This window comes from Actinoplanes sp. NPDC051633 (assembly GCF_040681735.1).
GTDB lineage: Bacteria > Actinomycetota > Actinomycetes > Mycobacteriales > Micromonosporaceae > Actinoplanes.
Window position 1 is genome coordinate 1 of sequence record NZ_JBFAZH010000054.1, and the last position, 14,960, is coordinate 14,960.

14 protein-coding genes, 1 tRNA gene and 1 pseudogene are annotated in these 14,960 nt (G+C 72.1%); 5 read left to right on the forward strand and 11 right to left on the reverse strand.

What is annotated here, in order from left to right:
* Window positions 1–1,156 (reverse strand): dynamin family protein (locus tag AB0M20_RS05590; RefSeq protein WP_364294240.1); only part of this gene is annotated, 1,156 nt, incomplete at its 3' end.
* A 57-nt stretch (window positions 1,157–1,213) separates the two neighbouring features.
* Between AB0M20_RS05590 and AB0M20_RS05595 the strand changes: the two genes are divergently transcribed.
* Together AB0M20_RS05595 and AB0M20_RS05600 are read left to right on the forward strand one after the other, a co-directional pair.
* Window positions 1,214–2,794, forward strand: coding sequence for an acyl-CoA dehydrogenase family protein (locus tag AB0M20_RS05595; protein WP_364294243.1), 1,581 nt, complete (start codon window positions 1,214–1,216; stop codon window positions 2,792–2,794).
* A gap of 37 nt (window positions 2,795–2,831) precedes the next feature.
* Window positions 2,832–4,085: an MFS transporter gene (locus AB0M20_RS05600; RefSeq protein ID WP_364294246.1), complete on the forward strand. Its 1,254-nt coding sequence runs from the start codon at window positions 2,832–2,834 to the stop codon at window positions 4,083–4,085.
* Here AB0M20_RS05600 and AB0M20_RS05605 read toward each other — a convergent pair.
* Window positions 4,025–5,509, reverse strand: a complete 1,485-nt coding sequence (locus AB0M20_RS05605) for an ATP-binding protein (protein ID WP_364294249.1) — start codon at window positions 5,507–5,509, stop codon at window positions 4,025–4,027. The genes AB0M20_RS05600 and AB0M20_RS05605 overlap by 61 nt on opposite strands.
* An 82-nt stretch (window positions 5,510–5,591) precedes the next feature.
* On the opposite strand from AB0M20_RS05605, the gene AB0M20_RS05610 reads away from it, so the two are divergent.
* Window positions 5,592–5,987, forward strand: a complete 396-nt coding sequence (locus AB0M20_RS05610) for a serine hydrolase (protein ID WP_364294252.1) — start codon at window positions 5,592–5,594, stop codon at window positions 5,985–5,987.
* Window positions 5,988–6,062: 75 nt separating this feature from the next.
* Window positions 6,063–6,575, forward strand: a complete 513-nt coding sequence (locus AB0M20_RS05615; RefSeq protein WP_364294255.1) for a Uma2 family endonuclease — start codon at window positions 6,063–6,065, stop codon at window positions 6,573–6,575.
* Between the two features lie 278 nt (window positions 6,576–6,853).
* Here the strand turns inward: AB0M20_RS05615 and AB0M20_RS05620 are convergent.
* The 6 genes and pseudogenes from AB0M20_RS05620 to AB0M20_RS05645 all read right to left on the reverse strand — a co-directional run bounded on the left by AB0M20_RS05620 (window position 6,854) and on the right by AB0M20_RS05645 (window position 11,117).
* Window positions 6,854–6,947 (reverse strand) — tRNA-OTHER (locus tag AB0M20_RS05620).
* Between the two features lie 25 nt (window positions 6,948–6,972).
* Window positions 6,973–7,704 carry a hypothetical protein gene (locus tag AB0M20_RS05625; protein ID WP_364294258.1) on the reverse strand — a complete coding sequence of 244 codons (732 nt, stop codon included), beginning with the start codon at window positions 7,702–7,704 and terminating at the stop codon, window positions 6,973–6,975.
* Between the two features lie 61 nt (window positions 7,705–7,765).
* Window positions 7,766–8,173, reverse strand: coding sequence for a hypothetical protein (locus AB0M20_RS05630; RefSeq protein WP_364294261.1), 408 nt, complete (start codon window positions 8,171–8,173; stop codon window positions 7,766–7,768).
* A gap of 85 nt (window positions 8,174–8,258) precedes the next feature.
* Window positions 8,259–9,590: a mannitol dehydrogenase family protein gene (locus tag AB0M20_RS05635; protein ID WP_364294264.1), complete on the reverse strand. Its 1,332-nt coding sequence runs from the start codon at window positions 9,588–9,590 to the stop codon at window positions 8,259–8,261.
* Between the two features lie 62 nt (window positions 9,591–9,652).
* Window positions 9,653–10,336, reverse strand: a pseudogene (locus tag AB0M20_RS05640) (hypothetical protein); the annotation flags it as partial.
* A gap of 1 nt (window position 10,337) precedes the next feature.
* Window positions 10,338–11,117, reverse strand: coding sequence for an isocitrate lyase/phosphoenolpyruvate mutase family protein (locus AB0M20_RS05645; protein WP_364294267.1), 780 nt, complete (start codon window positions 11,115–11,117; stop codon window positions 10,338–10,340).
* A gap of 24 nt (window positions 11,118–11,141) precedes the next feature.
* Between AB0M20_RS05645 and AB0M20_RS05650 the strand changes: the two genes are divergently transcribed.
* Entirely contained in the window at window positions 11,142–12,041 is a 900-nt protein-coding gene (locus AB0M20_RS05650) for an aminotransferase class IV (protein WP_364294270.1), read from the forward strand.
* Between the two features lie 11 nt (window positions 12,042–12,052).
* On the opposite strand, the gene AB0M20_RS05655 is transcribed toward AB0M20_RS05650, so the two are convergent.
* From AB0M20_RS05655 to AB0M20_RS05665, 3 genes are all read right to left on the reverse strand, one after another.
* Window positions 12,053–12,754, reverse strand: a complete 702-nt coding sequence (locus AB0M20_RS05655) for an HAD family hydrolase (RefSeq protein WP_364294273.1) — start codon at window positions 12,752–12,754, stop codon at window positions 12,053–12,055.
* 80 nt (window positions 12,755–12,834) lie between these two features.
* The gene (locus tag AB0M20_RS05660) at window positions 12,835–13,260 is read right to left on the reverse strand and encodes a TIGR03667 family PPOX class F420-dependent oxidoreductase (protein ID WP_364294276.1); all 426 of its coding nucleotides are present in this window, start codon (window positions 13,258–13,260) and stop codon (window positions 12,835–12,837) included.
* Between the two features lie 10 nt (window positions 13,261–13,270).
* Window positions 13,271–14,960: FtsX-like permease family protein (locus AB0M20_RS05665; RefSeq protein WP_364294279.1), on the reverse strand; the 1,690-nt coding region annotated here is incomplete at its 5' end.

Below are 14,960 nucleotides of genomic sequence, written 5' to 3' on the forward strand. Positions count from 1 at the left end.
GGTCCGACTCGTCGAGCAGCTCCTCGCCCTTGCGGACCATCAGCCGCAGCCGCTCACGCAGGTCGTGTTCGACGTCCGCGGTCAGGTCCTGGATGCCGTCGCCGAGCTTCGTCTGCCACGTGCCGCCGGCCAGCCACGCACTGCGCCGGGTCTTCTCAGCGAAGCGCTTCGCGATCTCCGGCGCGGCCGCCGGGGCCTCGGCGACCGCCTGCTCGGCCACCACCCGCTCCTTGAGCTGGCCGACCACGAACGACAACTCCGACCGGGCCGCGGCCAGGCCGTCCGACTCGGCCGCGCCCAGCACGTCGCGGCGCAGCACGTCGACCAGCAGCGGGAAGCCGGACTCCTTGTTCAGCTCGGTGCTGTCCTTGGCCTGCGCCCGCATCCGCAGGAAGGACGACACCGCGATGATCGGCACATCCAGCCCGGCGCGCTGCAGGTGGCCCTGGTTGATCTCGACGATGCGGCGCCACTCGGAGTAGAGGTCGGTCTTGGTGACCACGCAGAACACCCGCGGGCAGCGCTCCAGCACCCGGCGCAGGAAGTCGACCTCGGGCGCGGTGAGCTCCTGCGCCGCGTCGGTGACGAAGAGTGCGGCGCCGGCCAGCGGCAGCGCGGCGAGGGTGATGTTGCCCTGTGCCGAGTCGAGGCCGCCGACGCCCGGGGTGTCGATGAACGACAGCCCGGCGCCGAGCAGTCGCCGGTCGAGCCGCACCTCCACGCTGCGCGGCGCGGGCTCGTCACCCTCCGGCTTGCCCTCGGTGATGTAGCGGCGGAGCTGGTCGAACGGGATGGGGATGGTGTCGAGCGTCCCGTCCGGCCCGGGAACCTGCACCGACACCGACGGCGGGCGGCCGAAGCGCAGGACCGTCGGCACGGCGGTGACGACGTCGGAGTCCACCGGGCAGATGTCGGTGCGCAGCAGGGCGTTGACCAGCGTGCTCTTGCCCTGCTTGAACTCGCCGACCACGGCCACTGCCACGTCGTCGGCGCGCAACCGCTGCCCGGCCCGCTCGAGGCGCTCGGCCAGGTCGGGACGGTCGCCGTCGGCGGCGAGCCGCCGCGCGTCGTCCATCTCGGCGAGAAGGCTTGCGACCGCGCCGCCGCCCTGCACCGCCGTGGGCGTCACCGTGGTCAACCGCTCCCCCACATCCATCCCGTGCCGGCTCCGGACCAACCCTACGCGTGTCGATCCAGCTCTAGTGTTGAGAGGGTGACGCATCAGGTGTTCAATCAGCCGCCGCCGCTCGTCGATCACGATGTGGCCGCGGACCCGGCGCTGCCGCCGGACCTGCTTGACGACGACGTCGTGCGGCAGCTCGGCCGGCGCGCCGGGTCGGCCGAGGTGCAGCGCTGGGCGGAGGAGGCGAACGCGTACCCGCCGCGGTTGCGCACCCACGACCGCTACGGCAACCGCGCCGACGAGGTCGACTTCCACCCGTCCTGGCATCGCCTGATGGAGGTCGCCGTCGGTGCCGGCCTGGCGGGTGCCGAGCGCGACGAGAGGAGAAGGGCCGCCGGACTGTACGTGTGGTCGCAGGCGGAGGCCGGGCACACGTGTCCGATCTCCATGACGTACGCGATCATTCCCGCCCTGCGTCACCAGCCGGACCTCGCCGTACTCTACGAACCCCTGCTCACCTCGCGGATCTACGACCCCGAGCTGCGGGCGCCGGCGACCAAACGGGGCCTGCTGGCGGGCATGGGCATGACCGAGAAGCAGGGCGGCTCGGACGTACGGGCCAACACGACCACCGCCACGCGCAACGGCGACCACTGGCTGCTGACCGGCCACAAGTGGTTCACCAGCGCGCCGATGTGCGACCTGTTCCTGGTGCTCGCCCAGGCGCCGAGGGGGCTGAGCTGCTTCCTGGTCCCGCGCGTGCTGCCCGATGGCTCCCGCAACGTGTTCCGGATCCAGCGACTCAAGGACAAGCTGGGCAACCGCAGCAACGCAAGCAGCGAGCCGGAGTTCGACGACACCGTCGCCTGGCTGGTCGGCGAGGAGGGCCGCGGGGTCCGGACGATCATCGAGATGGTCGCGATGACCCGGCTGGACTGCGTGATCGGCTCGGCCGCCGGGATGCGCGCGGCGCTGGTCCAGGCGATCCATCACGCCCGGCACCGGGAGGCCTTCGGGCGGCGGCTCGTCGACCAGCCGCTGATGACGGCGGTGCTGGCCGACATGGCGCTGGAGACGGAGGCGGCGACCGCGCTGATGCTGCGGCTGGCTGGTAGTGCGGAGCCGCTGCGCCGGCTGGCGATCGCGGTGGGCAAGTTCTGGGTCTGCAAGCGGCAGACCGCGGTGGTCGGCGAGGCGTTGGAGTGCCTGGGCGGCAATGGGTACGTGGAGGAGTCCGGCCTGCCCCGGCTCTACCGGGACGCCCCGCTGAACTCGATCTGGGAGGGCTCGGGCAATGTGCAGGCCCTCGACGTGCTGCGTACGCTGCGCCGCGAGCCGGACAGCGCCGCCGCCTTCCTCGACGAGGTGGCCCTGGCCGGCGGGGCGGACCGGCGCCTGGACGAGGCGCTCACCGGCCTCAAGGCGCTGATCACCGGCACGGACGAGGCGCAGGCCCGCCGGGTGACCGAACGGATGGCCCTGGTCCTGCAGGGGTCGCTGCTGGTCCGGCACGCGCCGCCGGTGGTGGCCGACGCGTTCTGCGCGAGCCGGCTGGGCGGCGACCACGGGCGGACCTTCGGAACCCTGCCGCCGGGTGTGGACACCGCCGCGATCGTGGACCGCGCGGCTCCGCCCGCCGGGCGGGGCGCGCCGAGCTCGAAACCGTCGTAGCCCGAAACTGTCGTAGGCCCGGTCTAGCTTCTTCCGCGTGGCACTCGACGCGGACTTTCGCCGGCTCTGGGCGGCGTATGGGATCAGTGAGCTCGGCACGGCCGTGTCGATGGGCGCGTTGCCGCTGATCGCCACCGTGGCCCTGCACGCGCCGGTGTTGCAGGTGTCGCTGCTGTCCGCCCTGGCCGGTCTGGCCGCGGCCGTGCTGGCGGTGCCGCTCGGCCCATGGGTCGAGTTCCGCCGCAAGCGCCCGGTGATGATCGGCGCCGACCTGATGCGTTTCGCCGCGCTGGGCAGCGTCCCGGTGGCGGCAGCGCTGGGCGTCCTGACCTATGCGCAGCTGTGCCTGGTGGCGGTGGCTCAAGCGGTCGGCGGGATCGTGTTCAGCGCGGCGAGCGGCGCGCACCTGAAGAACCTGCTGGAGCCGGGCCGGCGGGCCGACGCGCTGTCCCGCTTCGAGGCGACGATGTGGACCACCTACACGGCCGGTCCCGCGCTCGGCGGGCTGCTGATCGGATGGGTGGGTGCGACCGCCTCGATGGCGGTCGACGCGGTCACGTTCCTGCTCTCGGCCCTCGGCGTCCGGCGGATCCGCAGGCCCGAGCCGCCGCCTCCGGTTCGGCACGCGACGCCCCGGTGGCGGGCCCTGACCGCCGGCTGGCGCTACATCCTGACCCACCGTGACCTGCGGGTGTTGTGGCTCAACTCGCTGGTCTTCGGCGGGTGTGTGATGGCCGGCGCGCCGCTGCTGGCCGTCCGGATGCTGCGTGAGCTGGGCTTCGCGCCTTGGGAGTACGGCGTGGCGCTGGGCGTGCCGTGCGTGGGAGGGCTCGCCGGGGCGCTGCTGGTGCGGCCGTTCCGGCGGCGGTTCGGCGAGCGGCCGGCGCTGCTGACCTTCGGGACGATGCGGGCGCTGTTCCTCGGCTCGCTGGCGGTTGCCCCGGCCGGGCCGGCCGGGCTGGCGATCATCACGGCCGGCCAGCTCGGCGTGCTGGTGGGGGCGGGCGCGTTCAACCCGACCTTCGCCGCCTATCGGATGGAGGCCACGGCCGACGACCACATGTCCCGCGTGCTGGCATCGTGGTCCATCAGCTCACGGGTGGCTCAGCCGGTCATGATCGCGGTGGGCGGCGCGGTGGCCGCCCTGACCAGCACCCGCGCGGCGCTCGCCTTCCTGGCCGTCCTCGTCCTGACCAGCATCCCGTTGCTCCCGTGGCGCGCCGACCGCGGTCAGGCGCCGCCGGGCCTCGGGAGTGCCATCTCGCGGATGCCCGCCGCCAGGTCGGCCTGACTGATGGGGTCGACGACGCCGCCGGTCCGGGCGTCCTGCATCGCCTTCGAGAGCTGCACCCGGCGCAGCACCTCCTTGATGTCCGCGCCGGTCATCCCGTGACTGGTGCGGGCCAGCTCGGCCAGGTCGAGATCGTCGGCGAACATCTTGAAGCCCGGCGCCTCGTGCGTCGCGATCAGGCCGCGGATCATCTTGCGGAAGATCTCGGCCCGGCTCGCCTCGTCCGGCTTCGGCACCGACACCTTCACGTCGAACCGGCCCGACCGGATCAGCGAGTCGTCCACGCGGTGCGGGAAGTTGGTGGTGGCCACCACGATCACGTTCGGGTTGGCCTCGATCAGGTCGTTCATCTCCTGCTTGAAGATGCCGGCCACCGCGTTGATCGCCTGGCTGGCCGCGTCGCCGCCCGACCCGGCGTAACTGATGATCGAGTCGAACTCGTCGAAGAGGATCAGCGTCGGCACGCGGTAACGCCGGGCCTCGCGGAAGATCTGTTTGATGTTGCGCTCCGACCCGCCCAGCCACTTGTCGAGGATCTCCGGGGTGCGGATCTCGCGGAAGTCGGCGCCGATCTCGTTGGCGAGCGCGCGGGACAGCATGGTCTTGCCGGTGCCGGGTGGCCCGTACATCAAGATTCCCTGCGGCCGGCGCGCACCCCACCTGGCCATGGCCTCGGGGTGCCGGAACGACACCGCGATCTGCCGCAGCTCGGCGACGATGTCGGCCAGCCCGCCCACCTGGTCGAGTGTCACGTTCTGGGTGGTCTGCGGCATCTTCGGCTGCGGCACGCTCTCGCGGCTGAGCACGTAACGGCGGCCGGTGAGGCTCTCCGGCCCGGCCAGCTCGAGCACGGCCTGCAGCGTCAGCCCGGCGAAGGCCTGCAGGTGCGCCGGGCTCACGGCGTCGCGCGGCACCTCGGCGCGCAGCCGCACGATGGTGCCGGATTCGTCGTAGGTCACGCTTGCCTGCAGACCCACGGTGGCATCGGCGAGGGTGCTCGGCTCGCGCTGGGTCGCGGGCTTGGGCACCCGATCGAGACCGAGCTTCTTGTACGCGGCCAGCGCCGCCGTGCCCACCCCGTCCACGATCTTGGTGGCCAGCGGGTCGCCCTCGTCGATCCGCTTCGCGAGCAGGATGCCGATCGGGTCGGCGCCGAGCACCAGCCGGCGCACCGACTCGCGGGACAGCGGGTCGGCCGCCGTGGAGATCGCGGAGGTGAAGACGTGCATCGGCTCGCCGTCAGCGTCGGCGCTGCTCACGGTCAGGTCGACCCGCTGCACGGGCGCCGGCCAGGTCGCCTTGTGGATCAACTCGACGGCGTTGACCCGCGCCGCGGCCAGCACGGTGGCGGGCTCCACCAACTCGACCTTCGCGCCCGCGTAGTCGAACGACTCCCGCCGTTCCCGCGCCTCGAACTCACCCATCGTGACCCTCCACCTGCTAGGCGTCTCCGCCCCAACAGTGACACGGCTTTACGACTACCGCCGATTTGGCATGCTCGCGCTCGTGCACAGCCCGACTTCCCGACGCGCGCTGCTGGCCGCCGCGGCACTCGCCGCGCTCCCCGGCTGCGGCTCCCTGCTGCGCCGCCTGGGCGGACCGTCCGCCATCACCGGGTACGCCCGCGCGCACGGCGAGGTGCTGGCGTGGATGCGCAAGGCGACGACGGGTACGACGCGCATCCGGGCGGGCCTGCCGAGGGACTGGACGATCGGCGACAAGACCGCCACGGGCGGCACGTACGGCACGGCCAACGACGTGGCGATCGCCCACCCGCCGACGGGCGGCCCGCTGATCTTTGCGGTCTACACCAACCGCAGGCGGAAATCCGCCGACCGCCACGACGCCACTCCGGCCAAGACCGCGACCCGCCTCCACGAGGCGCTGCGGCGGACGATGTGAGCAAGCCACGCGGCAGATCCCGGTAGGATGGCCGGCATGAGCTCGGAGGCTGTCGGCAGGTACATGCCCGCGGAGGTGACGCTCGACGACCTCACCGCGATGATGACGGCCGATGAACACCATCGGTATGAGATCAGCCCCGAGGGAGTTCTTTCGATCATGCCGCCGCCCGGGTATACCCACGCGATCATCGCGACTCGGTTGATGGTCTGGCTGGCGACAGGGGTCCCGGCGGAGCGGTTGGCTCAGGCCGTGGGGCTGCGCATCCCCGGCCGTGACGGCGGACTCGGTGGCAGGATTCCCGATCTTGTCGTGTGGAGCAAAGCCCAGGCCGAAGGTGTCTGGCTGCCCGTGACCGACGTGCTGCTCGTCGTTGAGATTCTCTCGCCCGGCTCGGAGGGCGTGGACACCGTGACCAAGCGAAGCGAGTACGCCGCCGCCGGCATCCCGCAGTACTGGGTGATAGATCAGGATCAGGCGCAGACCGTCGCCATGCATCACCTCGACGGCAATCACTACAACGTCCGGGCGACCATGCCGCTTGCCTGGGTGCTCAACACCAAGCCCGGTGAGCACGGCCTCGCCTGAGTTGGCGAAGCCCGGGGATATGGCCAATCCCCGGGCCTCCAGGTACCACCGAATTGCACACACCAGCACGTTTAAGGGCCGGGATCATTCATCAGGACATCGGGTTTTTCCATTAAACTACCGGTGCCCGTTGGCGCACCGGGCCGGACTTGAACCGGCATCCGCTGTCATCGTCCCCGCTCGGTCGACCTGGTGATCGGTGGTCAATGCTGACTCTGGAGCGAGAATCTGAGTCTCATTCCGGCTGCCTCTGCCAGTTGGGCTACCCCCGCACGAAATGCGGGGGGCGGGTCTCGAACCCGCACTGTCACCGGAGGGTTCAGCTTCAGCCTCAGCCATCAGCTTCACGCCGGTTGCCCGGCGCACCCCCGCGCTCCCACGGGGGAATCCGTGACGACTACCCGAAGAGGTAGTCGAAGACCGCCGCGCCGACCCGCTGGTCGGTCACCTCGGTGTTGTTGGCCTCCTCGCGCGCGAACTTGACCGCCGTCTGCAGCGACACCACCCGGTCGAGCATCTCGTTGATCCGCTTCGCCGGCAGCGCGCCCGAGAACTTGACCGTCGTCCAATAGCCGACGGTGACGTCCTCGTAATACACCTCGACCTGCGCCGGGTGCTTCTCGGTGGCCTCCGCCTTCACGTGGTTGCGCGGCACCTTCTTGGTGCGGTTGGTTCGCACCGGCTCGGTGCGCCAGCTGTCCGTGGAGTCGTCGCGCTGCCACGCCTCGGCGGCGTCGAGCACTGGCAGCTTCTTGACGAACGTGTGCAGGTCGGTGAGCTGCTTCTCGAGGAACAGCAGGTACGTCACGGGCACCTGGGCGGCGATGGTGCGGCCGTCGACGACCACGTCGGCGCGCGCCACGCAGTTCGTCCAGTCCTTCGTCGCGGTGACGTCGAAGAGCCGCGTCAGCGTCGCCGAGACGTCGCGCACGATCTCCTCGGCCTTGATCTGCACCCGCGTCGACTCGGCGGGCAGCTGCTCGCCCTCCTCGTCCTTCGGCTGGTACGTGCGCGAGATGCCCGCGAGCGGCCCGGTCTTCTGCACCGCGTGGTGGGCGTCGCTCAACTCCGCGAACGCCTTGCTCTTGATGCCCTTCTCCACCGCGATGATCTGGTTCAGCTTTGCCACGATGTCCCCCATTCAGCGCGGGGAAAGGTAGCACCCCGCCGCCAGGTCGTCCGAACGTTTTTCACAAGTCGACGAGCACGAAGAAGACGATCGGAGCCGCGCACACGACGATCGACACGCAGATCAGCGGCCACGGATGCCGGACCTCCGGCAGCGGCGTGCCGGCGAGCGCCAGCGGCAGGACCGCCGGCCACAGCAGGTACGTCCCGGCGGCGGCCAGGATGAAGCCCAGCACGAGGACGAACGCCGCCATCGTCCAGCAGGCGATGGTGAACCGGACCGGTCCGCGGCTCAGCAGCGGGACCGCGATGACCGCCGCGTAGATGGCGAAGGCCGCCAGGAAGAAGGGGGCGAACCCGGACAGAACCCAGCCCACCAGCCCGGTGAAGACGGTGTAACCCACCGCCGCGCCGGCCATCATCCGGCGCGGCCGGGCGATGGAAACCGGGACTTGAACGCGTTCAACCATGGCCGAATGGTACGGCGGAGACCCCTACGGCGCGACCCCGTTCCAGATCGGACGGAGCCGGGCAGCCGGTTCGCTGCGGACGTGGTCAGGACGCGCCGGTCGCGCGGGCCAGTTCGTCCGCGAGCGCCTGATCGGCGGCCAGATCGGGGGCCAGCAGGGCGAGCACGTCACGCGGGGTGGCGGCCTTTTCCTGGTACGCGGCCGCGCCGGCGTCGTTCACCGGGGCGCCCCGCCCGCGCAGGTGCCCGATCCATGCGGCCAGCACCCGGATCGCGCCACCGGGCATTCGACCGGCCGCGCGCTCGCCGCGGAGCACCGGCAGCACCCGGATCGGAATCTTCTGCGAGCCGTCCGACGCGATCTGCGCCAGGGTGTGCCGGATGCGCGGGTTGGCGAAACGACCCAGCAGCGCGGTGCGATAGTCGGCGAGCTCGTCGGCGGGCAGCGGGACGTGCCGGACCGCCTCGTCCCACCACTCGTTCAGCCAGGCCCGGCACCGCTCGTCGGCCACCGCCTCGGCGATGGTGGTCAGCCCGAGCGCGCTGCCCGCGTACGCGAGAAGGGAGTGACCACCGTTGAGCAGCAACAGCTTCCGCAGCTCGTGCGGCTTGACGTCGGCGACGAAGCGTGCCCCGCCCGCCTCCCACGCCGGCCGGCCACGGGGGAAGTCGCCCTCCAGCAGCCACTCGGTGAACGGCTCGGTGACCACCGGGCTGGCGTCCGCGGCGCCCCGCTCGGCGACCATCTCCACGTCCTCCGGCGTCGTTCGCGGCGTGATCCGGTCGACCATCGTCGTCACGAACGACACGTTGTCGCGGATCCAGGACGCCAGCGCCGGCTCGGCCTCACCCGCGAAGTCGAGCACCATCTGCCGGGTCGCCGCGCCGTTGCCGGGCAGGTTGTCGCAGCTCACCACGGCGAGCGGCCCGGCGAAGTTGGCGCGGCGCGCGTTCAGCCCGCTCGCCATGCGGCCCGGGATGGTGGTCGGGCCGGCGCCGGAACGCCACGCGGCCAGGTCGGCGCGGACGTCGGGATCGGTGTCGTCCAGCCCGCCACCACGGCCGCGGCGGTAGGCCGCCTCGGTCACGGTCAGCGTCACCAGGGCCACGTCGGCGCGGCTCAGGTAGCCCGTCCAGGCGTCGAGGTCGCCACCGGCGTGGGCGGCCGCGACCGATCCGATCACCGTCAGGTCGTCCCGCTCGGCGCCGCGTACCACCAGGTTGTAGAGCCCGGCCTGCGCCTCGAGCGACCGCGCGAGACCGGCCGAACGCCCGGTGAAGGCAGCGATTCCCCACCGATCGGCGTCCGGCGCGACGGACGTGTACCAGGCCTGGTGGGCTCGGAAGAAGTTGCCGAGACCGAGATGGGCGATCCGGACCGGGGGGCGGCTGGTGCGGGCGAGGGGTTCGGCGGGCATGATCCCATCCTGCCAACCCGCCCGGCAGAGCGCATCGGTCAGCGGGCCGCCGCCGGGACCGTTCAGGCGGGGAGCTCGGCGCCGCGGTAGATGCGGTCGAAGAGGTTGAACAGGGGACGGTCGTAGTCGCGCAGTTTCTCGCGTGTGTCGATGTCGTTGTGCACGCCGTCGCCGCCGGGCGGGCCGGTGAAGTTCACGCCGAAATAAACTTGGGCGCCCTCCGCGAAGTACTCGGCCTCGTTGCTGCCCGCGTAGGTGTTCGCCCACCGGCCGGCCGCCCCGGCCGCCCGCCAGGCGCGGCTGAGCTCGCGCCGGAACGCCGGGTCGATGTGGCGCAGGGCCATGATGTGCAGCGTGTGCGCGAACTCGTGGACGTGCACGTTCTCGTGGCCATGGCCGTACAGGATGTTGTCCTCGGTGGACGCCGAGATCGGGAACTTGTCGACCGCGCCGAAGCCGCCCCAGTAGCGCTCGTCGAGCCTTGTTCCGAAGGTGTCGAGGACCTCGGGGATGGCGCTCATCTTCTCGCCCCGGGCGACGATGACGAGCCGGACGTCACGGCGGCTCAGCTCGGGCACCGGCCCGCGCGGCCGGGTCTGCAGCAGCGTGCCGAGCTGCGCCCGAGCCCGCTCGAGCGTGGCGTCCTTCAGGCAGTGCGGGCCGAGCACCGGCAGGCCTGACGCGTCGACGTACTTGCCGTACCAGGCGGTGTCGAGGCCGAACCGGTCGATCACGGCCTGCGGGATCTCACTGGTCACGGCGGGAATATTCGGGTAACCGGGCTGCGCCGTCCAGGTACGTGCTGGTCCCCTTCTCCAGCAGCTCCGTGGCGGCGGCGACCAGCCCGCCGTACGCCGCCCACGTGAGGCTGCCGCCGGTGGAGACGCGCCGGACGCCGGCGGCCGCGAGCTCGGGCACGGACGGGCCGTGCCGCAGCGCGAGCACGTTGACCGCGACGCCGGTCTCGTCCACCACCCGCCGGATGTCCGCGAGGTCGGCCAGCCCGGGCGCGTACACGCAGGCGGCGCCCGCGTCGCGGTAGGCGATCAGCCGCGCGATCGTGTCGTCGAGGTCACCGGCGTCGTAGAGGTGGTTCTCGGCGCGGCCGGTCAGCACCATGTCGTGCCGGGCGCACACCTCGGCGGCCGCGGCGACCCGGTCCACCGCGGCGCTCAAGCCGTAGATCGCGCCGGCCGCCTGGTCGTAGTCCTCGATCGAGACGCCGCTCGCGCCCGCCCCGGCGAGCAGCTCGACGGTCTCGGCGACGCCCGCGGGGCTGTCCGCATACCCGCTCTCGGCGTCCACCGACACCGGGACGGTCACGGCGGCGGTCAGCTTGGCGACGTGCTCGACCAGCTCGTCGCGGGTCACCTGCTGGTCGCGGCGGCCGAGGGTGGCGGCGAGCCCGGAGCTGGTGGTCGCCAGGGCGACCGCGCCCAGGCTCTGCAACAGCTTGGCCGACCCGACGTCGAACGGATTGGGGATGACGAACGTCCCGGACTCGTGCAGCTCTCGAAAGGTTGTCACCTCCAGGATTCTAGAATTCCGCCCATGCTGCAGCGTTATGACGAACGGAACGCCGATCTGAAGTATTGGGTGAACGGGGTGCTGCGGCACCGCGACGAGCCGGGCATCTCGCCCTTCGACTCGGTCGTGCAGGGCGGCGACGCCGTCTGGGAAGGGCTGCGGCTCTACGACGGCAGGATCTACGGCCTGTACGAGCACCTGGCCAGGCTCCGGCGGTCCGCGGCCGCGCTCGGCTTCACGGGCGTACCCGACGACGGTTTCGTCACCGCGGCGCTGACGGAGACGCTGCGGGCGAACGGGATGACCGACGGCGTGCACGTGCGGCTCACCCTGACCCGGGGCGTGAAGGTGACCAGCGGCATGGATCCGCGGCTGAACCAGGCCGGGTGCACGCTGATCGTGCTGGCCGAGCACAAGGCGCCGGTGTACGACACGAGCGGCCTGCGCCTGGTCACGGCGAGCGTGCGGCGCCCCGGCCCGGACGTGCTCGACCCGAAGATCCACCACAACAACCTGATCAACTCGATCCTCGCCAAGATCGAGGCGAACGTGGCCGGCGCCGACGACGCGCTGATGCTCGACGGGCGTGGCTTCGTGGCCGAGACGAACGCGACGCATCTGTTCGCGGTGTCGGGCGACGGCCTGCACACGCCGCACGCGGTCGCCTGCCCCGAGGGCATCACCCGGCAGACCGTGCTCGAGCTGGCCGCCCGGCACGACATCCCGGCGGTCGTCCGGGACCTCTCGTTGGCCGAGATGTACGCCGCGGACGAGGTCTTCTGCACCGGCACGATGGGCGAGATCGCCGCGGTCATCGAGATCGACGGGCGGCCGATCGGCGACGGCAAGGTGGGCCCGCTCACCGCCCGGGTGGCGGCGCTCTACCGCGACCACGCCGCCGCCTCGGGCGTCGCCGTGCTGTAGATGTCGCCGTGTCAGATCCGGTTGCCGTGCAGCTCGTCGTAGAAGGGGGTGGCCTCGGCGACCAGCTTCCGCAGCCTCTCCGGCACCTCGACGGGCCTCTCCTCGTACGGCGCGAATCCGGTGGAGGCCTCCACGGAGGCGTACCAGTGGGGTGCCCACACGCCGTCGGTGTCGCGGCGGCCCGGCGGCCACGACAGCATCTCCTCGCGGAAGGGGATGCCCAGCTCGTGACAGAGCCGGGTGAGCGTCCCGCGCGGATCGCGCAGCACGTCGGCGCTGTCCACCACCGGCCCGCCGAACTCCCGCCACAGCGTCGCCTGCTGCACGTAGCCGAGGTCGGCCAGCGTGGGCTCCTCGCGGACCTTCGCGTACGACGCGACCACGTGCGCGGGATCGCGGATCAGGAACGCGTTGTCCAGCTCGCCGATCCACGCCTGGTCCATGCCGGGCAGCAGGTGGTGGGTCATGTGTTTCTGGTAGTGGACGTCCACGCCGTCCGGCAGCGGGCCGGTCAGGGCGGCGGCCACCACGCGGTAGTCGGTCGGCTGGCTGGCCAGCACCTCCGCCCGGCCGGGGTGCTCGATGCCGGTCGCGGCTAGGTAGTGGGCGTAGAGCGGCTCGTCCACCACGAGCGTGTCCGGCCTCGCGCCGAAGCTGCGCATCATCGCGGTCGACAGGTTGCGCGGGCCCGACCACATCGCGACTCTGGTCATCTCGCCCTCTCCCGCCCGCAGGCGTCCTCCACATCGGCACCTTACGACACCGCATGCGTGACGTCGGTCGGGCAGACCGATCAGGTGTGCAGCCTGGCCGGCGTGATCACCAGAGCCGCCGTGAACAGCTCGCCGAACCGCTCCGACGAGCCGAAGTTGGCCTGGATCCGCTCGAGATACTTGGCCAGATAAGCCGGCTGCTCATGGGCCGCCGGCTCATCCCCGGCCGCCGCGGCCACGCCCTCGACGCGGACGATGTTGCGCCCCACGTCGGTGCCGTCGAGGGTCAGGCTCACCCGCGGGTTGGCCGCGATGTTGCGCAGTTTCGCCTGACCCGCCCGGCTGTAGACCAGGATCGACCCGTCGTCGCGCGCCAGGAACCAGACCGGGACGCTGACCGGCTGCCCGTCGGGCCGCACCGTGGTCAGCCACGCGATGAGATTGTGGCGCAGCCGCAGATCGACCCGCTCACGGTCCGGCTCCGGCAGGTGCGACGTAAGTTCCATGGCGCGGAAGCTACCCGGCGGGTACGACAATCCCGCGGCGACGCAGCAGCGGCACGGCCGTCGCGGCCACGGCGATCACCGCACACGCCGCGGTCACCGCGGTCGCGGCCGGCCACGGTATGACGATCGCCACCGACCGGTCCAACTCGGCCTCGACCGCCCGCCGCACGCCGGTCAGCGAGATCGCGGCCACCGCCGCGCCGAGCAGCGTCCCGACCGCCACGGCCAGCAGCGCCTCGGCCGTCGCCACCCGCAGGATCTGCCCGGTGCCGGCGCCGGCCAACCGCAGCGCGCGGAACTCGGACCGGCGCGCGGCGGTCGCCATCAGCAGCGTGTTGGCCACCGCGAGACTGCTGTAGCCGGCCGTCAGTCCGACCAGGACGATCAGGAACACGTCGATCAGCTTGCCCTCCCGGTCGAGCAGTTCCGTCACGTACGCCCGGACGCTCATCGCGCGCAACCCCGGCGCCGGCGCAGGCGGGCCGTCGAGCAGCACGACGTCGGTGAGCGCACCCGGGTCGTGGGCGCGGACCGCGGCGCGGGGCAGCACCACGTCGGCGTCCGCGTCGGACCGCACCTCGGCCACCCGCAGCCGGCCGGTCGTGCCGTCGGGCCACCGGAGGTCGGCCGGATCGCCGGCGCGCAGTCCGGTCTCGGCCGCGGCCGACGTGCTCAGCACCATGGCGTCCCCGGCCCCCACCGCGTCGTAGGACAAGCGGCCCAGCTGGACCGTCGTGGCGAGGCGGGAGCTGCCTCGCTGGGCGGACACCGCGGCCTCCGACAGGCCCGGCGTGCCATCCGGGACGGCCACCGTGGCCGCCGGGATCTTCGCGGTCTCGTCGATCCCGGTGGCCTCCTCGATGGTCGCGATCGTGCCGGTCAGCAACACCGTGAACCCGACCGTGAGCAGCACCGGCGCCGCCGTCGAGGCGACCCGCCGCGTCCCGGTGAGGGTGCCCTCGCGGACCAGCATGCCGGTCGCCGCGCGGCGCCACGGCCACGTCACCAGCCGGACCAGCGGCACGATCACCACCGGCGCCAGCAGTGCGGCCGCGGTGAGCAGCAGCATCGCCGCGCCCAGCCCGGCCGTCGACTGCGTGTCTACCGGCAGCGACGGCACCGCGGCCAGCAGTGCCACGCCACCGGCGAGCCCGAGCAGGCCGGCCACCCACCGTGCCGGGGTCATCGGCCGCTTCTCGACGGCCGCCTCCCGCAGCGCGTCCAGCGCGGGGATGCGGGCCGCGCGGCGGGCCACCGACCACACCCCGGCCAGCGCCACCACGATGCCGGTCGCGTAGGCGGCGGCCAGGGCGAGCGGCTGGACGGTCACGGTGAACCCGGCCGGTTCCATCCCGGTCCGGATCAGCGGACCCGCCATCGGCAGTGCGGCGAGTGCGCCCAGCGGCGCACCGGCCAGCCCGGCCACGGCGGCAAGCACGAGCGTCTCGGCGTACATCAGCCGGCGCACCTGACCCGGCGTGGCGCCGACCGCGCGCAGCAGGCCGATCTCGCGCCGGCGCTGTGCCGCGCTCAGGGCGCACGTCGAGCCGACCACGAAGATTGCCACGAAGCCGCCGAGGGCGACCATCGCGATCATGAGCTGGGCGCCGATCCACCGGATCCGGCTCACGCTCTCCGGCTCCGCGGCGGCCCGCCCGTCGCCGCTGAGCACGGCGTCACGCCCGGCCAGGGCCGAGGCC